Source organism: Sphingobacterium corticis, assembly GCF_042684745.1.
GTDB lineage: Bacteria > Bacteroidota > Bacteroidia > Sphingobacteriales > Sphingobacteriaceae > Sphingobacterium > Sphingobacterium corticis.
Genome location: NZ_JBHUMA010000004.1, coordinates 139,665 through 163,814, shown reverse-complemented (window position 1 = coordinate 163,814; position 24,150 = coordinate 139,665). Strand labels below are relative to the sequence as shown.

The following is a 24,150-nucleotide window of genomic DNA, read 5'->3' as shown; positions in this document are numbered from 1 at the left end:
AAGGCATCGATTACCGATGCCTTTCCACATTTAGCGTACGCTAAACTTATTTTTTTCCGCCTTTTGCTGCTTTCGCTGCTTCTTGCTCTGCTTGACGCAATGCACGAGACATGATTACAGAAACGATGGTGTCGTCAGAATTGTTCAATACTTTCGCATCAGTCAATTCTACTTGTCTTACGCGGTAAGATTTACCAACTTCTAAGCTATCCATAGGAACTTCGATTACTTGAGGCAAGTTGTTAGGTAATGCTTTAACGCGAAGAGCACGTAATTTTTGTACTAATTTACCACCCATTTTAACACCTGGAGATGTACCAGTTAATTTAATAGGAATGTTTACAGAAACTTCTTTATCGTCAGATAGCTCAAGAAAATCTACGTGAGTAACTAAGTCAGTAAGTGGGTGGAATTGTGCGTCTTGAATGATCGCTCTAGATTTTTTGCCTTCGATGTCTAATTCGATGAATACAACATCAGATGTATAAAGAGCAGATTTCAAATCAGCTGCGGATACAGAAAGGTGCGTTTGCTCTTTACCTCCGTAAAGTACTGCTGGGATTTGTCCCTCGTAACGCAATTCCTTTGCATCTCTTTTCCCTACGTTCTGTCTTACAGAACCGCTAATAGCAATTGATTTCATGTTTAATTTTATTAAAATTTGAGGTGCAAAGATATTTAATTATTTTATAAAGTACAATAAGACAGAGTAATATTTGCTGCGGTTTTTCTATTTCGTCTTTTTGTGTATTGAATAATTTATTACCTGATTGGTGAAAATAATTGTTTGATTTGTGGCGGTATACGGTTTTTTATCGGTAAACTTGGGTAATACTAACTAGAAGTTCCCGTTTCGAAAACTATCAAGTATCTATGCAATTCAAGAACCTGTTATCCCCAATTCTATGTATGCTATCTTTTGCAGCTTTGTCTCAGGATTTGACGCATAGGTCTTTATCTATTTCTGAACCTGCGCCTGCGCTATCTGTGGAACATTGGATAAAGGGTGATTCTATTAAGCGGTTTGAAAAAGGACATGTTTACGTGCTGGAATTTTGGGCAACTTGGTGTGCTCCTTGTATTGCGGCAATGCCGCATATGTCTAAGTTGGCATCCGAATATAAAGGTAAGGTTACTTTTATTGGTGTCAACGTTTATGAAGGTACAGGGACTACGCTGACAGATATCAAGCAATTTGTAGACGAGATGGGGGGTAAGATGAACTTCAACGTAGCGATAGATGAAGATAAAAAGATGGTTGAAAACTGGATAGAAGGGACTAAAGAAGCAGATAGCGGCATTCCGCGAACTTTCGTAGTCGATGGGGAAGGTCGCCTTGCGTGGATTGGCCATCCAAGTAAACTGGATGCTGTGTTAGGCGATATTGTAGAGGGCTCCTGGGATTTGGAAGGGTTTTCGGTACAGAGAAAGGAGATGATACGCTTGGATAGTCTAACTAGCAATGCGTATCGTGAGATACGTAATTCAAAATATGATTCTCATAAGCAAAAACACATTCCAATTTATGGTACACCAGAATTGAGATTGCAATGTATCGATAGGCTTGTAGCCGGAGAACCTATGTTAGAAAATAGCTCAACGATTGTTAGGTATAAGTTGGAAACATTGCTAGATATTAATCAAACGCAAGCTCTAGTGTATGGGACGCAAATGTTAGATCGTGCTAACGATTATCTTTCTTACAAGGCAATTTTGTTAGCAGTTAGTGTGATTTCGGAAAAAAGTCGGTTGCAGCCGGAAATTTATATTTTAGGAGCTAAAGCCTACGAAGGTATGATCGCGCAAATTGCCTATCCAGAATTAGTGGAATTACCAGATATGTATAACGAAATGGCATACTGGTATTGGCTTGGAGCAGATCACACAAAAGCGGTCATTTCTCAAGAAAAGGTGATAGATTTGCTTAAGAGCGGTCAATATCCTTCTGAGTTAGATCCTGAGCTAATGAAGGATGAGTTGACCAAATTTCAAAATTAAGGTCGTTTCTCAAATTAATTCCCTCGCAAACAAAAAAAGCGGCGCAAAATGTCTTGCGTCGCTTTTCGTTATATATTTCGATTCAAACCTAAATATCAAACAATCCAGAGATTGATCCGTGTTCGTTGACGTTTCTAATTGCGCCAGCAAACAACTTATCTGTAGACAATACTTGAATCTTGTCGCAAAGATGCTTTTTATCAGGATGCAGTTGGATAGTGTCTGTTACGATCATTTCTGTCAGTACCGAATTTTGGATAGTTTCATAGGCTTTACCAGAAAGTACCGCGTGCGTACAAACGGCACGAACAGATTTTGCACCATTTTCCATGATTAACGCAGCTGCTTTAGATAAAGTTCCTGCCGTATCACAGATATCATCGATCAATACTACATCTTGTCCAGTTACATCACCGATGATCGACATCGATTCAATCTCGTTTGCGCGTTTACGACGTTTATCGCAGATGATCACTTCGGCATTAAAGTATTTCGCAAATGTACGTGCCCGGTAGGAGCCACCCATGTCCGGAGATGCAATTGTCAAATTCGGAAGATTCAACGATTTGATATAAGGGACGAAGATGATAGCACCATCTAAGTGATCCACAGGAATGTCGAAGAAACCTTGAATTTGCGCAGCATGTAAATCCATGGTCATGATGCGGTGCGCGCCGGCAGCCGTTACCAAGTTAGCCATTAATTTCGCGCCGATCGCAACACGAGGTTTGTCTTTTCGATCTTGGCGTGCGTAGCCAAAGTAAGGAACCACGGCGGTGATGTAGTGTGCAGAAGCACGTTTCGCTGCATCAATCATCAGTAGTAGCTCGACCAAATTGTCGTTGGGCTGATTGGTAGATTGTACAATGAAAACATCGCTACCGCGTACCGATTCGTTGTAAAATGGTTGGATTTCACCATCTGAGAATTCAGATAAGGTGATGTCCCCGAGGGGTTTACCGTAGCTTTTTGAGATTTTCTCTGCTAATTCGCGCGATCCTGAGCCAGCGAATAGTTTAACGGTATTAAATTGCAAAGGCATGGTGAGTATAGTTTAGCTATCTTGCACTTGAAAGTTATCGGGAGTCAAAGTTATAGAAATGTTTTCGAATAGTCATAAAAAAGTAAAGGAAGTTGGGAGAGAATGGAATAGGCTATAAAAAACAAAAAGCGAAGAAATCTCTTCGCTTTTTGTTGCCCGACCTGGATTCGAACCAAGACAAACAGTACCAAAAACTGTCGTACTACCCTTATACTATCGGGCAAGCTTTATCAAATTTGGAAATGTTTTTCCTTGTTTGACGATGCAAATATAGGGCGCTTTTTCATATATCCAAAATTATTCTATCTATTTTTTCGTATCTGCATTGATTTTCAAACGAATAAATTTTCATGGCATTTGTGACCTAGTGTCGGTAATGCTTGTCCAATAGTCAAACAGTTAAAAAATGCTATATAAATTCTTTTATAGAGGACTAATCCTTATTTTCGGAGCGAAAATGCAAATTAACTTCATCATAGGATATGAATTATAATAAAATTAATAATGGGTTGGGTTGGTTATGTGCGGCCATAGCGACGATTGTGTACATTCTGACGGCCGAGCGTACAACCAGTTGGTGGGATACGGGCGAGTTCATCGCTTCTGCATACAAAATGCAGATCGTTCACCAGCCGGGAGCACCATTATTTCTAATGATCCAAAATATGTTTTCAAATTTAGCGATGGGTGACGTAACACGCATTGCTTTTTGGATGAACATAGGATCGGCCGTATGTAGCGGTTTGACGATTTTATTTCTTTTTTGGTCGATCACTGCGTTGGCGAAAAAAGCGTATGCGTCCTATAATGATCAAGAGGTTTCTGCCGGGGCTATTGTTCGTATTATGGGAGCTGGAGCAGTAGGCGCTTTGGCATATACATTCTCCGACACATTCTGGTTTTCTGCAGTGGAATCTGAGGTGTACGCGATGTCCTCACTTTGTACCGCGATCGTGTTTTGGGCTATTTTAAAATGGGAAGCGCGTGCGGATGAACCGGGAGGCGATCGTTGGTTGATCCTCATTGCTTATGTGATGGGGCTTTCAATCGGTGTCCACTTGTTGAACTTGTTGGTGATTCCGGCTATTGCATTGGTCATTTACTTCCGCAGAACGAATACGGTCAGTACAAAAGGAATTTTAAAAGCGCTAGGAATAGGAGTTGTAGTGCTCGGATTTGTGTTGTGGGGAGTTATTCAGTTTTCGATTAAGTTCGCGGCATATTTCGATCTATTCTTCGTGAATACTTTAGGTTTAGGATTTGGAACCGGAACGGCGTTCTTCGCTATTTTAGTGGTTGGCGCTTTAGTATTCGGTATTCGTTATTCCATTGCTAAAGCAAAACCTATCTTAAATATCGCCTTAGTTTCTTTAGGATTTATCTTGTTTGGTTACAGCTCGTTCGCGATGATTGTGATTCGTGCGAAAGCAGATCCATCCTTAAATAATAGTGATCCAGATAATGCTTTTACCTTTCTAAGTTACTTAAACCGTGAACAATATGGCGATGAACCATTGATCAAAGGAAAGTATTTTGATGCACGTCCGAATGATGTTTTCGAGGATGGAAAAGTATATCGTAAGGATGGTGATCGCTATGTTGTGGCGCGTACTAAAATGCGTTACAGCTACGATCGCGAAACGATTTTCCCACGTATCTATTCTGATCGTGGCCCACATGTACAGGTTTATCGTGACTTCTTGGGTTTAGGTCCGGATGAGCAACCCACCATGGCCGACAACCTGAAATTCTTTTTCGGTTACCAAATCGGACATATGTATAGCCGATATTTCATGTGGAATTTTGCTGGGCGTCAAAATGATATTCAAGGACACACCTCCTTTACGGAAGGAAACTGGATTTCCGGTATCAAAGCGATCGACAACATTCGTTTAGGCGGACAATACGATTTGCCAACGTCTGAACTGGAAAATGCGGGAAGAAATACCTATTTCTTCTTGCCGTTAATCATCGGTTTGATTGGTGCGTTCTGGCACTTTAAATCGAAACAACGTGATGCGGGCGTGGTCGGCTTATTGTTCTTCTTTACCGGTTTGGCTATCGTGCTTTACTTGAATCAAACTCCGTTGCAGCCACGTGAACGTGATTACGCGTATGCAGGTTCTTTTTATGCATTCTGTATCTGGATCGGTTTGGGTGTGATCGGTATTGCTGAATTCCTTTCCAAGAAATTGGAACCAAAAATGGCTGGATATATCGCTTGTGGTGTTTCCTTGCTGGGCGCTCCAGTATTGTTAGCAAGTCAAAACTGGGACGATCACGATCGCTCGCAAAAGTATCTAGCGCGCGATATGGCGAAGAACTATTTAGAATCTTGTGCGCCAAACGCGATTTTGTTCTCCTACGGAGATAATGATACGTATCCGCTTTGGTACGTGCAGGAGGTTGAAGGTTTCCGTACAGACGTGCGCGTGGTGAACTTGAGTTTGTTAAGTTCGGATTGGTACATGAAGCAAATGATGAAACCAGTGAACGATGCGGCCGCTTTGCCTATAAAAATTGATCCGGAAAAGGTAAAAGATGGTCTTCGCGATGTTATCTATTATCAAGATCACCAAATTCCGGAACACATCGATATTCAGAATCTTTTAGCGATTATGCTATCAGACAACAAACAAAATATGGTGCCATTGCAAAGTGGGGAATATGTGAACTTGTTGCCGACGAAGAAAATGCAATTGAAAGTAAATCGTGATGCGGTTTTAGCAAATAAAGTTGTGCCGGAGCAATGGCAAGCGAATATTTTGGACACGATGAAATGGGAGTACAGCATGGATTATGTAAGTCGTGCTGAATTATCCATCTTGTCGATCTTGGAAAATAACAATTGGGAAAGACCTATCTATTTCACAACAACAACGCCTGCCGACAATTATATTGGTTTGGATAAGTTCTTGGTTTCAGAAGGTTTTGCTTTGCGATTAATGCCAGTGGCTGCATCCGAAAGCGAGGAAATGGGCGGAGCGGTAGCTGATGCTGATCGCGTTTACGACAATATTATGAATAAATATACTTGGGGTAATATTGCGCATTCGTCGTATTTGGACCCAGATTCTTACCGTTATATCAGCATGTACGCAGGTAGTATCTTTGGCGAAACTGCTCAGGATTTGTTGATGAAAGGTGAGCAACAAAAAGCAAAGGATATTGTGAATAACGCCTACGAAAACCTACCTAATCGTGTTTATGGAATGGGCGAGGTGTTGAGTTATGTTTCCTTATTAGATGCAATGTATAAGGTAGGCGAATCCGCTAAGGCCAATGAAATCGTCAAAAGAAATTTACAATATGTGCGCGAGAATCTACGCTATTATATGGCGGTTGCTGAAACGAAACCGAATTTGGAATACAGAAATATGCGATTCGGCTTAGCTTCTATTCAACGTTACCAAAACTTGTTGAAGGATACCAAAGAAAAAGCACTTTTGGATGAAGCGAACAAGTTGTTTGATTCCTACAAGTACCTTTACGGAGAATAAGCGAAGCTTACCGTTGAAAGATTTTGAAGCCCGTCGATTTTCTATCGACGGGCTTTTGCTTTTTAACAGAAAAACTGCTATCTATGAATATGAAACAACAGAACAATCCCATTTGGTTAATGAGTTCAGCTTATGAAAAGTTGAATCAGGAACAATTGATAGAAAAGGCCGTTTCGCTAGGTGTACAAGGTGTTGATTTGTGTGTTTTTCGGACCGACAGCGATCGAAAGGATCATACCGCTACGCATTTAGATTACGCCAACTTTGGTCCCGATGATGCCGCACGAATCATTGAATTGTTCAACGGGAAATCATTGCGTTTATCCTTGGGCGCTTTTGATAATATGATTGGCGGCGATCCAGCAGAGCGTACGAAAAATCAGAATCATCTACTTCGTTTGATTCGCATTGCACATTTATTGGGCGGCAATCAAAATGATATTATAGTCGGAACCTTCGTTGGTTATAACCACGATTTAGGTGTGAAGGAAGATGGTTTCCAGCGCAATTTGGAAGAATACAAACGCGTATTTGGCCCAATCGTGCGCTATGCAGAAAGTTTGGGCGTAACGATTGCATATGAAAACTGTCCTATGGAGGGTTGGCGTTCGGCTAGATACACATCCACATTCAATAATCTTTCCGGCGTTTTGGCAGCTCGTAAGTTAATGTACACATTGGTGGATAGCTCGGCACATGGAGAAATCTACGATCCATCGCATGATATTTGGCAAAATACCGATCCCATTGAAGTGATAAAACGTACCGATTTGAGCCGCTTAAAACGTATTCACGTTAAGACAACAAGGAATTTGTTGGACGATGCGCGTGTGCAATGGGGCGGGATGTATCCTATGCAGATGGTCGACGAATCTTTAGCGAGAGAAGCAGGTGTTGTCATTCCTAAGCACGATTGGGATAGGCATCATTACGAAGCTATGCTTCCTGGTTTTGGAGGTACCGATCATATGGATTGGAATGGCTTCGTAGGAATTCTGAATGAGAAGGGATTTAAAGGTGTTTTTGAAATTGAGAACGAAGCGAAGAATTCCAAAGACGCGGGTGCGCCTGCGGCTATTGATCAAGGAATCCATGCTTGCGTAAATTTTCTAGCTCCACTATTATGGCCGCTGCAAGAATCTGGATATGTACGACCTGCTCATCAGCAATTAAGCGGAGATGTACGAAAGGACATCCCCGTTGTTGAAATGAAGGATCTGCTATAGCTTAGTCCTCGTGCAGTTTAAACAGCTCTATGAGCTCGGGGATATTAGCAACATGTAACTTCTCAAACACTCTGCTTTTATAAGTGGATACTGTTGATGAGCTTAGACTTAGTTTGTTAGAAACTTCCAAAATACCCAATCCGTCGATCAGGTGCTTAGCCACGTCCATTTCTCGGTTAGAAAGCTTGTTCAGCGGATTGGTCTTTTCAACTTCCGCTTTGTTAGATATCAACTTTTGAATATGAAGCTCGCGTACAGCATCCGACATATATTTCCCCCTCTCTTGCACGCTTTGAATTGCAACACGCAAGTCTTCCATAGCAGTATTTTTGTTCAAATATCCGCATGCGCCTTCTTCAATGTAGCGCAACGCGTAAAGGTTTTCGTCATAAGAGGAGAAAACGAGGATTTTAAGATCAGGTTGTAATTGTAGGATTTCTCGGATAACACGAATATTGTTTCCGCCTGGCATATTAATATCTAATAGCAATAAATCAAATGATTGTTTTTTAATATAGGTGTAAACTTCATCGTACGTTTCGGCTTGAATGATATTAGCTTTTTCAATCAAATCTGAAATAATCACCGAGGCACCAAGCCTCACAATGCTGTGATCATCTGCTATTAAAATTTCTTTCATGTAATATTAAGTGCGTTTGTAATTGTAATACGGTGCAATTTAGGGAATTATTTAATTATTTTCGATGAGATAATTGTCGGTTTTAGATCATAAAATCCGTAAAAATGATAACAGAATTTTTCTCGTCTTTTTGTAATTTTGAAAATATATACAACTTTGTTATGTAAATTTTAACTTTGGTTTAAATCTAATACACTATGGGGATTTTAAAAGAATTTAGAGAGTTTGCCCTACGCGGCAACGTAATTGATCTAGCAGTCGGTGTGGTTATCGGCGGGGCGTTTGGTAAAATTGTGACGTCATTAGTGGACGATATTATCATGCCACCGATAGGCTTTTTAACTGGAGGCGTTGATTTTTCGCAGTTACGATATGTGATTCGTGAAGCTAACGAAGCGCAAGGAATTGCCGAGGTGGCAGTTACTTACGGGAACTTTGTAAATGTAGTCATCCAGTTCCTAATTATTGCATTCTGTATTTTCTTGGTAATAAAAGGGCTCAATAGTTTGAAGAAGAAAGAAGAAATCAAAGAAGATAATGCTTTGCCGGTTCCTACTAAGGAAGAAACCCTTCTTACGGAGATTCGCGATATTTTAAAAAATAAATAGAAGGATTAATTTGTATATTTTCGATATAAGCTTTACTTTTGCATTCCTCTTTTAGAGGAACATAGGTTTTAAATCGAAATATTAAGCATATATAAAGCGTCATGAAAAGAACATTTCAGCCATCGCAGCGGAAAAGAAGAAACAAACACGGTTTCAAAGAGCGTATGAGTACTGCTAACGGAAAAAGAGTATTGGCATCTCGTAGAGCTAAAGGAAGAAAACGCCTTACTGTATCTGACGAATATCGTCACAAAGGTTAAGGGTTTCTGTAGCCGGTTCGCATCCGTGCTTCCTATCGGAGTTTAAGATCGCCGGATACCGATGTATACATTTCACAAAGAAGAACGATTGTGTAGCGTCAAGCTTATTCAAAGCTTGTTTCACAATGGTTCTTCTTTTGTCGTTTACCCATTTCGGATCGTCTACCAAACCGAACATGCTACCGAGGTAAGAGCGAAGGTGCTTATTTCCGTTTCAAAAAGGCGTTTTAAACATGCGGTTACACGAAATCGAATAAAACGGATGATCCGGGAAGCATATCGCTTGGAAAAACCGTCCGGACTTTCCGTTTATTTAAGTCAATCGCCAAAATCGCTTCATTTTGCGGTACAATATATTGGCAAGCAACCCGAAGCGGTGTTGCCTTATTTACGTGAAAAAATGATTTTGGTTTTTAAGAAGCTACACGATGAAACTGCTCGGTTGGATAGTTAAATATCTGGTTAAAATTCCATTGCAGTATTTTTTTGTAGCGATAATTCGTGCTTATCAACTATTTATATCGCCGTGGTTAGGAGCTAATTGCCGATATACACCGACCTGTTCGCAATATGGTAAAGAAGCCATCTTAAAATACGGGCCTTTTAAAGGCGGCTGGATGACGGTTAAACGTATTGCAAGTTGTAATCCTTGGGGTGGTCATGGCCACGATCCAGTTCCTTAATCGATCTCTTTCTTCTAAAAATCAATAGCACATGTCAGATCAGCACACGTATATTCTTTGCATCGAAACCGCGACTACAACTTGTTCGGTTTCCATCAGCAATCAGGATGAGTTGTTGGGTTTGCGCGAAGCGCAAGAGCCGAATATGCATGCTTCGGCATTGACCGTGTTTATTGAAGATCTTATTGCAGATTGTGGAATCACCTTCGCGTCGCTTTCTGCCGTCGCCGTGAGCAAAGGCCCCGGTTCGTATACTGGGTTACGTATTGGAGTTTCCGTAGCCAAAGGTTTGTGCTACGCATTAGATATTCCGTTGATATCCGTAAATACGTTGGCTTCGATGGCGCAAGGGTTCTTCTCTGAAAATGCTGATCGGTTGGATAAACATTCGCTTTTGTGTCCGATGATCGATGCACGGCGCATGGAGGTTTACGTCGCTATGTTTGATAAACAACTCCGGGAAAGCGATCCTACGCGCGCCCTCATTGTAGATGAGCATTCTTTCGATAGCTGGACGGCAGAAGGAAAGCATTTGCTTTTGTTTGGTACAGGTGCTGATAAGTTGAGCGAACTTTTCAAAAGTCGTAACGACCTGCAAGTTGTTTTAGGATTCCAAAATTCTGCGACGCATTTGGTTGTTCCTGCTTGGCAGAAATATCAGACGTCCGATTTTGAAGACGTCGCGTATTTTGAGCCGTTTTATTTAAAAGACTTCGTGGCTACCACGCCTAAAAAATTGTTATAACTTGCACAAAGTTATAACCAACGCTTTTTCTTGAACCAAATGTAAATGGCTAAGGAAAGCAAGATCATGAACAACATCACTGCCGGATAACCATAATGCCAATCCAATTCCGGCATAAAATCAAAGTTCATTCCATACACCCCCACAATAAAGGTTAGCGGCATAAAGAATACTGATATAATCGTCAGCGTGCGCATGATTTCATTCGTGTGATTGGACTCTATATTGAAATACATGGACAATAATTGTGACGTGTTTTCCGCGATATTTCTGTACAAGGTATCGGTACGTTTATATAGATCATGCACATTTCTGTGATAAGTATTCACGTGTTCTGGAATGTGGTAGTATTCTACCAAATCTTGATATAAGGTTAGGATAATACGAATCAAATCAATCTGCCGCTTCAAGTAATACAGCTTTTTCATGAACGGTTTTCGTCGACTATGCAGAAAGACAAATTCTTCGTATTGATCAATCTTGTCTGAAAAGGTATGAATCACTTCGTGTTCAAAGGTTTTAAGTGCTTCAGAAACCAATAAGTTGATGATCGCTTTAGTGTGTTTCAATTTAGGATTATCAGCGGGCAATTGTTTAATTCTGTCCAACCAATCGATTTGTGTACGATGCACAGTAATAATAAACGTATCGTTATAGAAAACGGATATGCGATCAGTTAGTTCTGGCAATACATCCGAATGTTCCGGGTATTTCGCCGCAATGGATCTTAGAATCAGAAATTCATAATCCGGGTACACGTCTATTTTGGGAAGGTGCCCAACTTCCAAGCAATTGCGTATGGTGGATTCGTGCAAGTTATAGCGCGTAGCGAATTCCTGCAAATCTGCCAACGTCGGATTGGTGATGTCGTACCAATCAAATCCATGAGATTCTCGATTCAAAACCTGTTGCACCATAATCTAAAGTTTTGGGAAGTTACGGAGGAATGGGGTAGTATGCAATAAAAAAAACCTGTAAGATTTATCATCCTACAGGTTTTCTATTTCTAAAGTAATTGCTCGCGAATTACTTTTTATCTGCGTTTTTCTTTTTGTAATCCGCATTCAAACCATCAACTACTTGTTTAGTGATGTCTAGTTTTTTGTCGGCATATAGCACGCTCGGATTTTTCGTAGAATACGTCAATACCAAAGTGTATCCTTTGTCTTCTGCGTGTTTCTTCAAGTATTCCGTGATCGCTGTGTACACGTTGCCAAATTCAGTCGCTTCATCTTGCGCTAGAGAAGAAGAAGCATTTTGATCCAAACGACCAAGCTCATCTTGTTTGCGAGCCAAACGTTCTTCCGTAGCTTGACGCTCAGATGCGCTCATGGTGTTCATCTTTTGCTGATAGTCAGCAACCTCGCGTTGGAAAGCTTGTCCTTTCGACTGTAAGTCCGTTTGCGCTTTTTTGACCTTAGCTTCTAGTTTTGTTCTGATCTCTTTGTAATACTCGTATTTTTCTGATAAGGTATCCGAATTAACGTAAACGATTTTCTCAGCTTTAGCATCTGTGTTGCTGGCTACTGCAGTTGAGTCATTCGTGTTTGACGATGCCTTGTTGTCGTTTTGTTGATTACAAGAGGCAAGTGTTGCGGCAGCGACTACTGTCATTGCCAATGTTTTCCATGTATTCATGCTAAGTTCAAATTTTCAATTCAACAAGCAAACCTAACATAAAAAATGGTAAATCACTAATTCGAGGCTGTATTTTTACCTTGTCACTATGGGGGTTTTTCTGTATTTTTGATAGATAATTTAAAGAAATCTTTAAGTAAATTTCATGAGCGAAGAAAATAAAAATGTATCTACGTATTCCGCGGATAACATCCAGGTATTGGAAGGTTTGGAAGCGGTGCGTAAGCGTCCGTCCATGTATATTGGTGATACCGGAGTTAAAGGTTTGCACCATTTGGTATACGAAGTCGTGGATAACTCCATTGATGAGGCTGTTGCCGGATTTTGTACCAATATCTTGGTCACTATTCATGAAGATAATTCCATCTCCGTTCGTGATAACGGACGTGGTATTCCGACAGGAATTAATAAAAAAGAAAATAAATCTGCATTGGAATTGGTTATGACCGTTCTACATGCCGGTGGTAAATTCGATAAAGATACCTACAAAGTTTCTGGTGGTTTGCACGGTGTGGGTGTTTCCTGTGTGAACGCATTATCTACCTTATTACGTGCGGAAGTGCGTCGCGAGGGGAAAGTGTTCGTGCAAGAATATAAGCAAGGTAAGCCGCAATTTGATGTGAAAGAAATCGGAGAGAGTGACGAAACCGGTACGATCGTCACGTTCCATCCGGATCCGGAAATCTTCACCATGACGACGATTTACAATTACGATACGTTAGCGAATCGTCTTCGTGAATTGTCATTCTTGAATAAGGGCATCGAATTATCTTTAGTCGACGAGCGTGAAAATGTAGATGGCGGTTTCCGTCAGGATGTTTTCCTTTCGGAAGGCGGTTTGAGTGAGTTCGTGAAATTCTTGGATGGCACGCGCCAACCATTAATTCCTGAACCAATCCATGTAGAAGGAATTAAACAAGGTATTCCGGTGGAATTGGCCTTGCAATACAACGATACATTTTCTGAAAACGTACACTCGTATGTGAATAATATCAATACGGTAGAAGGTGGTTCACACGTGGCAGGTTTTCGCCGTGGGCTTACTCGTACGTTGAAGAAATACGCGGATGAATCTGGTTTGCTTAAAAATCTAAAAGTAGATATTACAGGTGACGATTTCCGTGAGGGATTATCTGCTGTAATTTCTGTAAAGGTTGCTGAACCTCAGTTTGAGGGACAAACAAAAACGAAATTGGGTAACTCCGAGGTAATGGGTGCAGTTGATGTTGCTGTAGGCGAAATCTTAAGTACATACTTGGAGGAAAATCCAAAAGAAGCTCGTGCCATCGTACAGAAAGTGGTGATTGCAGCGCAAGCACGTGCTGCGGCGCGTAAAGCACGCGAACTGGTACAACGCAAAACCGTAATGAGCGGTTCCGGACTTCCAGGTAAGCTAGCAGATTGTGCTAGCAATGATCCAGCGCTTTGTGAAATCTTCTTCGTCGAGGGGGATTCGGCGGGTGGAACGGCTAAGCAAGGCCGCGACCGTCAGTTCCAAGCGATCATGCCGTTGCGTGGTAAGATCTTGAACGTAGAGAAAGCGATGGAGCATAAGATCTACGAGAATGAAGAGATTAAAAACATGTTTACGGCGCTAGGTGTGAGCATCGGTACGGAGGAAGATCCGAAAGCATTGAACATGGCGAAATTGCGTTACCACAAGATTATCATCATGACGGATGCCGATGTGGATGGAAGCCACATCGCTACTTTGATTTTGACATTCTACTTCCGCTACATGCGCGAATTGGTAGAACGCGGATATATTTATATTGCAACGCCACCGCTTTATTTAGTGAAAAAAGGTAAGGAAGGCGAATATGCATGGAACGAAGAGCAACGGATCGCGGCTATTCAACGTTTGAAAGGTGCAGGTCGCGAAGATAGCGTACACGTGCAGCGTTATAAAGGTTTGGGTGAGATGAACGCAGAACAATTGTGGGAAACAACCATGAATCCGGAACATCGTACTTTGCGTCAAGTAACCATTGAGAACGCTGCGGAATGTGATCGCGTATTTTCTATGTTGATGGGGGATGAGGTTGCTCCGCGTCGTGAATTTATCGAAAAGAATGCGCGATACGCGAAAATAGATATTTAAGTATTTTCAAATTAATAGCACATAAGCTACTTTGTTAAGCGTCTTCGTAAGAGTGATTTTTAACAAAGTAGCTTTTTTATTGTCCAATTGGTCACATTTTTGAACAAGACATAGATATGAATACTAAATTACGAGTTTTAGTTGTTGGTTGCGGAAATATGGGTGCCTCTCATGCGCACGCATATCACCACATGGATGAATTTGAAATTGTAGGCTTGGTTTCAAAGGGTAAAAGCAAAGAAGATCTGAACGAAAAATTAGGTGCAGATTATCCATTATTTGGCGATTACTATTGGGCATTAGCAGAAACGAAACCAGATGCAGTTTGTATTTCGACCTATCCAGATACGCACGAACCTTTTGCAATAGCTGCGTTTGAAGCGGGAGCGCACGTGTTTTTGGAAAAGCCCATGGCAGATACAGTGGAAGGCGCGAAGCGTGTGATGGAAGCTGCGGTAAACGCGAACAAGAAATTAGTCATTGGTTATATTCTCCGTTATCATCCATCTTGGATAAAGTTTATCGATTACGCGCGCAATATGGGTTCGCCTTTGGTAATGCGCATGAATTTGAATCAACAAAGTCAGGGTTACATGTGGGATGTGCATCGTAATTTAATGAAAACCTTGAGTCCGATTGTGGATTGCGGTGTACATTATATTGATGTAATGTGCCAAATGACCAACGCGAAACCTACACACGTTTCTGCTATTGGTGCACGCTTGACGGAAGATGTTGCTCCGGATAACTATAATTATGGTCAGTTACAAATTCGCTTTGATGACGGTAGTGTTGGATGGTATGAAGCAGGTTGGGGGCCGATGATTAGCGAAACGGCTTTCTTTGTGAAAGATGTGTTTGGGCCAAAAGGCAGTGTTTCTATTGTTGCGAAGGATGCCTCTGCTACCGGGAAATCGGACTCGATCGATGCGCATACGAAAACGGAATCGCTTCGTGTACATCATGCTGAAATCGATGCGGAGAATAAATTCGTAAAACCAGATGAATATATTGATCTGCAAGATGAGCCAGATCACCAAGAATTGTGTAATCGCGAACAACGATATTTTCTGCGTGCCATTCGAGAAAACATCGATCTGACAAAAGAAATGCAAGATGCATTCAATAGCTTACGTATTGCCTTGGCTTGCGATGATTCAGTAAAAAGCGGTGAAATCGTCCGCCTAGCAGAATAGTATAGGAGCGAATAATTTAACAAAGAGCAAAAGGCTGATTCCGGTAGAAATCAGCCTTTTGCTGTAATTCGCATATTAGTAAACCTGTATCATCAGGTTAACGGTATAATAATTATACGCGTCTAGATTTGATACGAGCTGCTTTACCAGTAAGTCCGCGTAAGTAGAACAATTTAGCTCTGCGTACTTTACCGTAGCTGTTTACAACAATTTTTTCGATGTTTGGTGAGTTTATAGGGAAAATACGTTCTACGCCTACACTGTTAGAGATTTTACGTACCGTAAAAGTAGCGTTAGCACCTTCGCTGTTCAACTGAATAACCACACCTTGGTATACCTGAACACGTTCTTTATTTCCTTCGCGGATTTTATAATGAACGCTAATGGTATCTCCGGCTTTGAAAGCGGGGATTTCATTTTTCGCTACCGCTTGTTCTTCTACAAATTTTACTAAATCCATGATTTCGAGTAATTATATTACGATTTTGTCCTGTGAAAATCGGAATGCAATATTACGGACTATTTCTTACATTTTGAAATATATTTTAAAAATGTATGAGATCGTTATAGCATTCTTTGGAAGCTGACGCCTTATGGCACAGTTTCAGTTCTAATGATCAACTTAATAAATGAAAAAAGCTCTAACTTTTGTTAGAGCTTTTTGTCGGGGTGGCAGGATTCGAACCTACGACCTCCACATCCCAAATGTGGCGCGATACCGGGCTACGCTACACCCCGAAAACGAATGTTTCTCCGTTTGTGTGGCACAAATATACGGCGATTTTAATTACTGTCAATAGCTATTTTGAAATAATGTACTAAATAGCTCATTTATTGATAAATAAATTTTGCATCCGTTTTAAAAGCAGTCGTCATCAAGTTAAATATTCTGCTATTGGGAGCCGTTGCGCGGGCGATGTGGGTATGGAACTTGCAATATCGATCTTAAGGCGTGTCAAAAATCTTAAGCGGGCGGTAGACTTTTGGTCTCAGGCAATCAATTATAGATTAAAGTGTGCTCCGACCGATGACTTCGCGATATTAATTCCATAATCTGGTATAGGTTTGCAGATATTACCGGATTGTTAGCTATTTATCAGCGATTTTTACGATTAAGAACAAACACAATCAGCAAATCCCGTTTTTAATATCCACAATGCAATCCGAAAGCAATTTTCTGACATTTTCTAGCTGACGAATCTTTTCGTCAATCTCCTCAATCTTATTGTTCACAACGGCTATCTTTTTGTCGATGGATAAACGTTTATTGAACCAACTTTCTAACAAATGTTTGATTTCGGAGAGTGTAAATCCAGCTTCTTTTGCACCTTTAATCATTTCTATTTTCTCCAAAATGCTTTCGTCGTAGTCCTTATAGTTGTTCGTTTTAACGTTCTCGTTAGAAACGCCCTTAAAAAAACCATAGTTTTCATAGTAACGCAATGTTGGAATAGATACGCCAGATCGTTTAGATAATTCGTTTATTAACATAGTTTTACAAAATGATGATAAAATATGTAAAGCATAAACCATACTTTATACTTGTCGGTTACAAAACTAGCTATTAGTTTTGTGATCTTGAAATTGGATGAGTTAGAATGTCAAGTTAAGCCGCACAAAAATGACTTCATAAGTAACCTCTTTCCATCTAGAAACAGAAAGATAATGAACAAAAGATTTTTAAGCATATTAAAACGAACGATGATAACTACAATCATAATAATTGGCGTTCTGCTAATCGCCACCTTCTTGTATATGCGGCAAGATAAATTTGGCAAAAGTCCAAGTGGAGCGCGGCTCGAAAGAATCAAGCAATCACCGAACTATAAAAATGGTCAATTTCAAAACATCAGCAAAACGACCACGCTGGCCGAAGGCCATAACTACTTTGATGTGCTTTATGAATCTTACATCAAAAGGAAACCTCGCAAATATCCAAGTGGTAAAATTCCATCTGTAAAGACGGATTTGCTGAATCTTGCAGCAGACGAAGATATACTGGTTTGGTTTGGGCATTCTTCGTACTTCATGCAAATTGATGGTAAAAGAATTTTGGTCGACCCGGTTTTTAGCGGAAATGCTTCGCCAATTCCGGGAACCGTAAAATCATTCGATGGAACCGATGTGTATACCGTGGCCGATTTGCCGGATATCGATTATTTATTTATCTCTCACGATCATTATGATCATGTTGACTACGAAACGTTGATTGCGCTGAAGGAGAAAACGCGAAAAGTAATTTGCGGCTTGGGCGTCGGAGCGCATTTCGAACATTGGGGATACAATTCAGATAATATTTTGGAAGGCGATTGGGGTGATAAAATTGCGCTAGATAACGGTTTTGTAGCATTTGTAGAAACTGCACGACATTTCTCCGGAAGAGGTTTTTCGACAAATAATACCTTGTGGGCATCGTATGTGCTGCAAACACCAACTATGAAAATCTACATCGGTGGCGACAGTGGATATGATCGCCACTATGTAGAAATAGGCAAAAAATACGGTAGTTTTGATCTCGCCATTTTGGACAATGGACAATATGACGAAGCGTGGAAATATATCCATCATCTGCCAGAAGATGTGTTGAAGGCTTCCCGAGATTTAAATGCGAAGCGAATTTTACCCGTTCATTCATCGAAGTTTGTTTTGGGAAGCCATGATTGGGATGAACCTCTAGCTAAGATTATTGAGTTAAACCAATCGTACAATATTCCGTTGCTAACGCCCATGATCGGAGAAGCCGTCCAATTGAAAAGCAATCAGCAGAAATTTTCAGCTTGGTGGCTAGAAGTGAAATAATATCTAATCCAACTTGCAGTTTCGGCTTTGGGATTTTGTGTTAAATTTGATCGTAGTTTTTGGTTGCATCACGTTGCGAGCTAGCAGAAACAAATCAAACGCTACATCACATTTGAAAGAAGCCAATGAAAAAACTGCTTTTTAAGTTATTTGTCCGTGTCAGCTTGTTGAGCGTCGTCTCGACATTCTTGCTAGCGAGTCTGCTGGTGTTTGTTTTGCAAAATGCCGAACCTCAAGGAGAGCGTGTGCGTAATTACTACATGCCATTATTTACAGAAATGTTAACTGCTTTCATAACGCTTTTCCTTTCGCTTTCCACATTGAGTATATTTCTAAATCTCAATAGGCGATTCAGACAATCGAAAACTAGGGTTGCGCTATCTTTTTTCTTGCTCCCCGCTTTATTGAGCAGCTTTGTGGCTTTAGCCGTATACCTACAGGAAGGCGATGACTTGAAAACTTCGTTGCTTGTTTTGGTAGCGTATTTGCCTTTTTGGTTTTTGCTAATCAAATCGTATTTTTCCTTTTCCAAAGCAAGCCTATGACAGCTGTTAAAGACCAAAAACCCATAACGCTACTGTTTCTCGTTGTGAACTTCGTACTTTTCTTTGCGTATCTCAACCAAGGGCATATAACGGAAAATCAGCGTATTCATAACACCTATTTGTTGTTCGTTTATGTTTTCTTGGCGAGCTTGTTTTATTCCATCTATTATAAGCAACATTACAAAACGTTTTCTTTTTGGCTAACGATCGTGGTTTCTATTGTTTTCGTACTTGTAACTTGTATTTATTGGTATATTAATGCGTTAGGTAGCGCCAGTTGGAGATGAGAAATTTGAACCTGCTTAACAAGATTTTGATTGGAATAACGATTATCCTCGCTGGGATGATTGTATACAGAATTCTCGATTATAAAGGTTGGAACCGCTATTATTATATTACCAGCGTTTCAAATCCGAAAGCATTTCCTATAAACATTCAAGGGATTTGGTTCAACCTTCCAAACGGCGAGCTTGCTTCCGCATGCTTTCATAAATCCGAAGAAATGGTCAATGGTTTTTATTCCGATTGGGGAAGGGGTGCGTACGACAATGCATATAGTCCGGAATTTCTACCACAAAGCTTGTTTGTAGAATACATCGATTTTCGAACAAAGCAATATTACGCCGATACAATCGCATTGCCGCAAGAGAATATGTTGGAAATTTTCAAACGAGCGGAAAAGGACAATGATTTGAAGAACCTTTCCGCATGGAATCCAAAAATGGGACTTGAGTTTCAAGTTGGAATCGCAAACGGAGGAAACATTGTTTTCTGGCTGATGAATGATCATTGGGAAAAGGAGTTTTATAGAACTCAACTCCAGCCGAAACCGTTTCCAACCAAGATGCAGTCGAATCAAAAGCCTATAAATTCCAAAGAAGAATTTCTGTCGGACATTTTTGCTGAAATTCCGGATAGCGTAAAAACCGACGTGCTGAAAACTTCGGGAGTCGCACAGTTTAAAGATAGCATTCCCATTTATTTTAATGATTTGCGGAAATGAAAGTTATTGTTGTCATTTTGTTGGTAATAATAGGTGTGATTACATTGATATTAGTTAGCGGCATTTTCATGAGAAGAAATCATTATGTAAGCCGGGAAATAATAATCAATGCGCCCCAAAATGAGGTCTTCAACTTTCTTAGGTTTCTCAAAAACCAAGAAAAGTTCAATAAGTGGGTGAGGGCTGATTCGGAAAGAATAGAATTGTCTGAAGGTAATGATGGGACGAAAGGCTATATTTATTCTTGGACTGGAAGTGAGAAAAGCGGAAAAGGAGCAAAGGAGATTGTCGACATTATAAATAACAAACGGATCGAGACCGAGATACGGTTTGAAAAGCCAATGAAGGTAACCTCAAGCTTTGTCATGGAGACGGAATTTTTTTCTGATAGCTGTACAAAAGTGCGACTCATCAATTCGGGAATACTGAATTATCCGATAAATATTATCATACCCATCGCAGAAAAAAAACTTTGCCAAGGACATGGATGAGAGTTTGAAAAGCTTAAAGGAAATTTTTGAAGAGTAAAAATGGTGTACAACGAGTTGCCATGTTCTGAGTTGCTCTAATATACATGGAATAAACAAGCGTTTGAAGTTTTATGATAATTAACCTTTCTTCGTTTTAACCGCTGTAATTATTTTTTTCGTAAACGAATTTACAGTCAAACATATTCCTCTATTATGGTTCGTTATGTGGATGTTTTTCCCTTTTTTTATGAAAGTGATTTCATCCGTTTCTTTAACTATTTCTCTGATTAATTTTTCAATTTCGGCTTTCGAAAGATGAGTTTTTAGCTTTTTATTGATTCTTTCGTAAACGAGTTCTGTATAACATAAGTTTTCCAAAATTATCGTTTTGTAACCGCGATATTGCATCATAGTTTTGTCTCGTTGGTTTACTTTTCAGACGAATCTAAATATTCCAAAGCTTTTTGTAGCACCTCGTCTTGACCGTCGCGAATGCCTTGTATTGTTGGCTTTACTAGCACGTCGGGAACTATTCCGATGCGCTGTGTTTCTTTCCCGTCAGGATAAAATACGCCGATTCCTGAAATAGTTGTATATAAACCACCCGGTAGATAGAATGCACTAGTATTTCCATCTGCTCCAGCAGTTTGCGATCCAAAAACTTTCGCATGAGGAGCCATTCGGTACGCCATGCTATGATATTCTGCCGAACTTTGTGTGCTCTCATCGATCAATATTGCAACTTTCCCCTTGTAATAATCTTCGGTGTTCGTGCCCACTTCCAATGTTTTTGTGAAATGGAAATCGCCGATATTTTTTAAACCAGTGTGGGTAAACTTTACGAATGGAGTTGGTCGTGGCAACAGAAGCGCGGCTAATTCGAAGATTACGAAATCACGTGGATAATTTCGAATATCAATAATAAGTCCGTTAGCAGATTTAATTTCCGTTGCCCTTTCGTCGATATCCTTCCGTGTGATATAACCGTGATTGATATAAAGAATATTGCCTACCAACCTTTTCAAAGCAACGGTGTCTTTTTCGAATTTTAAGTTTTTACTTGCAACAGCTTCGACTTCTAATTGAATCTGTTCTCCATTTCTTTCAATATCCAAATACACGATTTCATCAATACTGCGAGCAATTTTAGTTGATAGTTCTCGCTCGATAACGGCTTGATTTGGAGTGGGTAAAAGATGGCGCAGAGAATCTAAAATATATTCCGGCGATCTTCCGTTCTTTCGTATAATCACATCGCCCACGCGAAGTTTCGAATTGTCAATATGTGCTAAAGATATTTCTTTGACGACCGGCTTTCCTTCGGCATATTTTAATCTGACAGGAATACTTCTATCACCACTAATTAGTTTCAATGCTTCATGCTGGCTCCATAATTGGGTGTGTGCATCCTTCATTTCGCCTAACATAGCCGTTGCGGTGAATAAATAATCTATTTGCTCGTCGGCCTGAATCATTTTGGGTATGTAAATAGACAAAATGTCGTTCCAGAGTGTGTCGGTAATGCTTCGGTAGGGAGAAAGGTACTGGATAATGTTCCAGTATCTAAATAACGACAGCAATCGAAAGCCAACATCCGGATTTTTCAGATGTTCGTAGGTAAATTCACCTGTTATTTTGGCCCCACCAGTTCCGGGAAACATGTCTATATAGTGATGTTGTTCAAATGTTGTGTGCTGATAAACTTTCAATCTGTTTTTAAGAATTGGCGTGTAAGGCAAGTCGTCTATCCACTCATAATCCACAGTTTGTTGTGCATCTGAATTCAATGGCTTTGCACTGTGTACTTCTGAGATTCCAAGTTGATCTAAAACCTCCATGTAGTGCTGTTCAATCTCATGTTTGTTGTCGGCTGAAGCCACCAGATTTATTGATTGAAACAATTGATTATCCCAATTCTCTTCTCCCAAAGCAACGGTTGGATGACGGTACTTCAGCAAACCCCAAATTCGACCTAAATCGGCCAAGCGATCGACGGTTTTCTTGGTCGCATCAATTTCGTTTACACCTGATGCTCCTATTCTTGAATAATCTTTTGCGAAAGGAATATAATGTTCGGAAGAAGTGGTTATATCTTCACCATCTACCATCACTTTTACATTATCCGCCCATATTTTTCCTTGTCCGGATAGGAATATTCCTAATGCAATCGTGGATGTGATGTTTGGTTTAAGTTTTGCTTTGATTTTAAACTCTCTCCAGTCGTGTGTGCCATTTATTTTGGGCTCCATCAGGTTGTCGAAAAATACGCCGGGATCAATCCTGAGCATGAAGCCCAAACTTGATGACGAGTCTACATCTTTTAATTTAATCATCGCCGACAGCTCTATGCTATCTCCGCTTAGGTTATGGGGCAAATGCAACATCGCTCCGCCAAAATTCTTAGTTGACTTCGCGTTGGTGATGAATAAAGATTGCCGTCCCGCGTAAGAAGTTAAGCTATCAAGTTGCACGAGGTGATCTTTGCTATTACCAATTAAATACCAGGGTTCAAGCGTTCGATTCTCAAAAAATCGAAATTTAACTCTTGGGCGCTCAAGGATTGAATTGCGAGTAGAAGTGCTGCTATGATGAACTGCCTTGTGATCATAAAATTAGATAATTGATTTTCCACTTCTAAAATGAGAAATAACATTTACTTTTCTTGAAGTTTAAGAATAATTTAACATATTGAGGAATATAATTAGCCCTTTAGTTAAAGGATTCTGTTCCAAATTATTAGAATAAGTTCATCAGTTTTGAGGAGTAAAATCTAAACTATAAAAGCATATGGGGGGGTAAATTTCTTATATTTAAGAACTGGGTCATTTGTTTAAATAATTCATTATTGACCTAAATCGATCAAACGACAAGGTCACACGGCTAAAATAAATTAGGTAAAAATGGACTTATTTAACTTCCTTAAAAAATCGAATAATACGAACCGATCCGAAACCCTTTCTCTCGAAGAGTTGCTTGAAAAAGCTTCGAACGATCCGAAGTATCGACCGGAATTTTACGATCGCTTGTTAACAGATGATTTAGTTACTATAGTTGCGGATGAACATCTGCAAAAAGGCGAATATACACTAGAGAAGGTTACCACGGTGAGGTTTGTTAGCTATTCTGACGGTAAAATACCGGTGTTCACGTCAACAGATCGGATTTTCGATAAAGGTGTTATAAAGGAGCAAGTTAATTTTATGGCGATGAAAGGTCGTAATTTGTTTGAAACAGCCGTCGGAGCTACGTTTCTTTTAAATCCCTATTCCGATTATGGAAAAGAGCTTCTGCCTAATGAAATTCAACAAATGTTAGATGGCACCATTAATAAGCGAAAAGGTGAACATATTACTATCGAAAAGGAAACGCAGGTGCAAATTGGTCAGCCCGCTGTTTATCCAACAAAGCTTATTGATGGATTAAAATATTTTTTCGCGACTCGTCCTAACGTAAAAGCAGCTTATTTAGGGTGGATTTTTGATCCAGCAAGCGGACAACCTCCGCATTATATTTTTGGACTGTATGCGGATGGCGATTGGAAATCTTTGAGCCAAGAATCGGAAGCTATCGCGTCGGATTATCTTAAGCCCGACGAGTTTGTTGACTTTTTCAAAATCGACGGAGGTGAGGGTTTAAGTGGATATTTTACTAACGATACAGAACCTTTTTACAAGCGATGATTGGATTTTGGAAAAA

The 24,150-nt window shown here is 40.1% G+C and carries 24 protein-coding genes and 2 tRNA genes; 15 read left to right on the top strand and 11 right to left on the bottom strand.

The genetic code is table 11. The annotated features are described in order from the left end of the window. Positions 1–46: 46 nt before the first annotated feature. On the bottom strand, positions 47–643 hold the full coding sequence (locus ACFSQ3_RS01835; RefSeq protein WP_380866983.1) for a 50S ribosomal protein L25: 597 nt from the start codon (positions 641–643) through the stop codon (positions 47–49). A 230-nt stretch (positions 644–873) separates the two neighbouring features. Between ACFSQ3_RS01835 and ACFSQ3_RS01830 the strand changes: the two genes are divergently transcribed. Continuing rightward, positions 874–1,998: a TlpA disulfide reductase family protein gene (locus ACFSQ3_RS01830; RefSeq protein WP_380866981.1), complete on the top strand. Its 1,125-nt coding sequence runs from the start codon at positions 874–876 to the stop codon at positions 1,996–1,998. A gap of 88 nt (positions 1,999–2,086) precedes the next feature. On the opposite strand, the gene ACFSQ3_RS01825 is transcribed toward ACFSQ3_RS01830, so the two are convergent. Further along, positions 2,087–3,040: a ribose-phosphate pyrophosphokinase gene (locus tag ACFSQ3_RS01825; protein ID WP_380866980.1), complete on the bottom strand. Its 954-nt coding sequence runs from the start codon at positions 3,038–3,040 to the stop codon at positions 2,087–2,089. A gap of 152 nt (positions 3,041–3,192) precedes the next feature. After that, a tRNA-Gln gene (locus ACFSQ3_RS01820) sits at positions 3,193–3,263 on the bottom strand. Positions 3,264–3,522: 259 nt separating this feature from the next. Here ACFSQ3_RS01820 and ACFSQ3_RS01815 point away from each other — a divergent pair. Further along, complete coding sequence (locus ACFSQ3_RS01815; RefSeq protein ID WP_380866978.1) at positions 3,523–6,540, top strand: glycosyltransferase family 117 protein; 3,018 nt, start codon at positions 3,523–3,525, stop codon at positions 6,538–6,540. An 89-nt stretch (positions 6,541–6,629) separates the two neighbouring features. Further along, positions 6,630–7,766, top strand: coding sequence for a sugar phosphate isomerase/epimerase family protein (locus ACFSQ3_RS01810; RefSeq protein WP_380866976.1), 1,137 nt, complete (start codon positions 6,630–6,632; stop codon positions 7,764–7,766). A gap of 1 nt (position 7,767) precedes the next feature. Here the strand turns inward: ACFSQ3_RS01810 and ACFSQ3_RS01805 are convergent, their stop codons facing one another. Then, on the bottom strand, positions 7,768–8,406 hold the full coding sequence (locus ACFSQ3_RS01805) for a response regulator (RefSeq protein WP_380866975.1): 639 nt from the start codon (positions 8,404–8,406) through the stop codon (positions 7,768–7,770). A 197-nt stretch (positions 8,407–8,603) separates the two neighbouring features. On the opposite strand from ACFSQ3_RS01805, the gene mscL reads away from it, so the two are divergent. From mscL to tsaB, 5 genes are all read left to right on the top strand, one after another. Then, positions 8,604–9,014 (top strand): large-conductance mechanosensitive channel protein MscL, encoded by a 411-nt coding sequence (mscL, locus tag ACFSQ3_RS01800; protein ID WP_380866973.1) that lies wholly within the window; start codon positions 8,604–8,606, stop codon positions 9,012–9,014. A 101-nt stretch (positions 9,015–9,115) separates the two neighbouring features. Further along, positions 9,116–9,274, top strand: a complete 159-nt coding sequence (gene rpmH, locus ACFSQ3_RS01795) for a 50S ribosomal protein L34 (RefSeq protein WP_082784996.1) — start codon at positions 9,116–9,118, stop codon at positions 9,272–9,274. A gap of 61 nt (positions 9,275–9,335) precedes the next feature. Then, complete coding sequence (gene rnpA / locus ACFSQ3_RS01790; protein ID WP_380866971.1) at positions 9,336–9,728, top strand: ribonuclease P protein component; 393 nt, start codon at positions 9,336–9,338, stop codon at positions 9,726–9,728. Further along, the gene (gene yidD, locus ACFSQ3_RS01785) at positions 9,703–9,957 is read left to right on the top strand and encodes a membrane protein insertion efficiency factor YidD (RefSeq protein WP_380866969.1); all 255 of its coding nucleotides are present in this window, start codon (positions 9,703–9,705) and stop codon (positions 9,955–9,957) included. Before rnpA ends, yidD begins: the two co-directional genes overlap by 26 nt. 31 nt (positions 9,958–9,988) lie before the next feature. Beyond that, positions 9,989–10,702 (top strand): tRNA (adenosine(37)-N6)-threonylcarbamoyltransferase complex dimerization subunit type 1 TsaB, encoded by a 714-nt coding sequence (tsaB, locus tag ACFSQ3_RS01780; protein ID WP_380866967.1) that lies wholly within the window; start codon positions 9,989–9,991, stop codon positions 10,700–10,702. 11 nt (positions 10,703–10,713) lie between these two features. Here tsaB and ACFSQ3_RS01775 read toward each other — a convergent pair whose 3' ends face one another. Beyond that, positions 10,714–11,619: a CorA family divalent cation transporter gene (locus ACFSQ3_RS01775; protein WP_380866966.1), complete on the bottom strand. Its 906-nt coding sequence runs from the start codon at positions 11,617–11,619 to the stop codon at positions 10,714–10,716. A gap of 109 nt (positions 11,620–11,728) precedes the next feature. Further along, entirely contained in the window at positions 11,729–12,340 is a 612-nt protein-coding gene (locus tag ACFSQ3_RS01770; RefSeq protein ID WP_380866964.1) for an OmpH family outer membrane protein, read from the bottom strand. A 145-nt stretch (positions 12,341–12,485) separates the two neighbouring features. On the opposite strand from ACFSQ3_RS01770, the gene gyrB reads away from it, so the two are divergent. Then, positions 12,486–14,441 carry a DNA topoisomerase (ATP-hydrolyzing) subunit B gene (gene gyrB, locus ACFSQ3_RS01765; RefSeq protein WP_380866962.1) on the top strand — a complete coding sequence of 652 codons (1,956 nt, stop codon included), beginning with the start codon at positions 12,486–12,488 and terminating at the stop codon, positions 14,439–14,441. A gap of 116 nt (positions 14,442–14,557) precedes the next feature. Beyond that, a complete protein-coding gene (locus ACFSQ3_RS01760) occupies positions 14,558–15,637 on the top strand; it encodes a Gfo/Idh/MocA family protein (RefSeq protein ID WP_380866960.1) in 1,080 nt (359 codons plus the stop codon). Between the two features lie 112 nt (positions 15,638–15,749). Here ACFSQ3_RS01760 and rplS read toward each other — a convergent pair whose 3' ends face one another. From rplS to ACFSQ3_RS01745, 3 genes are all read right to left on the bottom strand, one after another. Further along, positions 15,750–16,097, bottom strand: a complete 348-nt coding sequence (gene rplS, locus ACFSQ3_RS01755) for a 50S ribosomal protein L19 (protein WP_380866958.1) — start codon at positions 16,095–16,097, stop codon at positions 15,750–15,752. A gap of 204 nt (positions 16,098–16,301) precedes the next feature. Continuing rightward, positions 16,302–16,375 (bottom strand) — tRNA-Pro (locus ACFSQ3_RS01750). Between the two features lie 390 nt (positions 16,376–16,765). Continuing rightward, positions 16,766–17,128 (bottom strand): MerR family transcriptional regulator, encoded by a 363-nt coding sequence (locus ACFSQ3_RS01745; protein ID WP_380866956.1) that lies wholly within the window; start codon positions 17,126–17,128, stop codon positions 16,766–16,768. Positions 17,129–17,392: 264 nt separating this feature from the next. Between ACFSQ3_RS01745 and ACFSQ3_RS01740 the strand changes: the two genes are divergently transcribed. The 4 genes from ACFSQ3_RS01740 to ACFSQ3_RS01725 all read left to right on the top strand — a co-directional run bounded on the left by ACFSQ3_RS01740 (position 17,393) and on the right by ACFSQ3_RS01725 (position 20,475). Continuing rightward, positions 17,393–18,436, top strand: a complete 1,044-nt coding sequence (locus ACFSQ3_RS01740; RefSeq protein WP_380866955.1) for an MBL fold metallo-hydrolase — start codon at positions 17,393–17,395, stop codon at positions 18,434–18,436. Between the two features lie 125 nt (positions 18,437–18,561). Continuing rightward, entirely contained in the window at positions 18,562–18,981 is a 420-nt protein-coding gene (locus tag ACFSQ3_RS01735) for a hypothetical protein (RefSeq protein WP_380866954.1), read from the top strand. Positions 18,982–19,324: 343 nt separating this feature from the next. Then, on the top strand, positions 19,325–19,984 hold the full coding sequence (locus tag ACFSQ3_RS01730) for a DUF2931 family protein (protein WP_380866952.1): 660 nt from the start codon (positions 19,325–19,327) through the stop codon (positions 19,982–19,984). After that, on the top strand, positions 19,981–20,475 hold the full coding sequence (locus ACFSQ3_RS01725; protein ID WP_380866951.1) for a polyketide cyclase: 495 nt from the start codon (positions 19,981–19,983) through the stop codon (positions 20,473–20,475). The genes ACFSQ3_RS01730 and ACFSQ3_RS01725 overlap by 4 nt, the downstream gene beginning before the upstream one ends. A 117-nt stretch (positions 20,476–20,592) precedes the next feature. On the opposite strand, the gene ACFSQ3_RS01720 is transcribed toward ACFSQ3_RS01725, so the two are convergent. Further along, positions 20,593–20,865 carry a DUF3781 domain-containing protein gene (locus ACFSQ3_RS01720; RefSeq protein WP_380866949.1) on the bottom strand — a complete coding sequence of 91 codons (273 nt, stop codon included), beginning with the start codon at positions 20,863–20,865 and terminating at the stop codon, positions 20,593–20,595. Positions 20,866–20,882: 17 nt separating this feature from the next. Next, positions 20,883–22,925: a S41 family peptidase gene (locus tag ACFSQ3_RS01715; protein ID WP_380866947.1), complete on the bottom strand. Its 2,043-nt coding sequence runs from the start codon at positions 22,923–22,925 to the stop codon at positions 20,883–20,885. 429 nt (positions 22,926–23,354) lie between these two features. On the opposite strand from ACFSQ3_RS01715, the gene ACFSQ3_RS01710 reads away from it, so the two are divergent. Further along, a complete protein-coding gene (locus ACFSQ3_RS01710) occupies positions 23,355–24,134 on the top strand; it encodes an enhanced serine sensitivity protein SseB C-terminal domain-containing protein (protein ID WP_380866946.1) in 780 nt (259 codons plus the stop codon). The last annotated feature ends 16 nt before the right edge of the window (positions 24,135–24,150 follow it).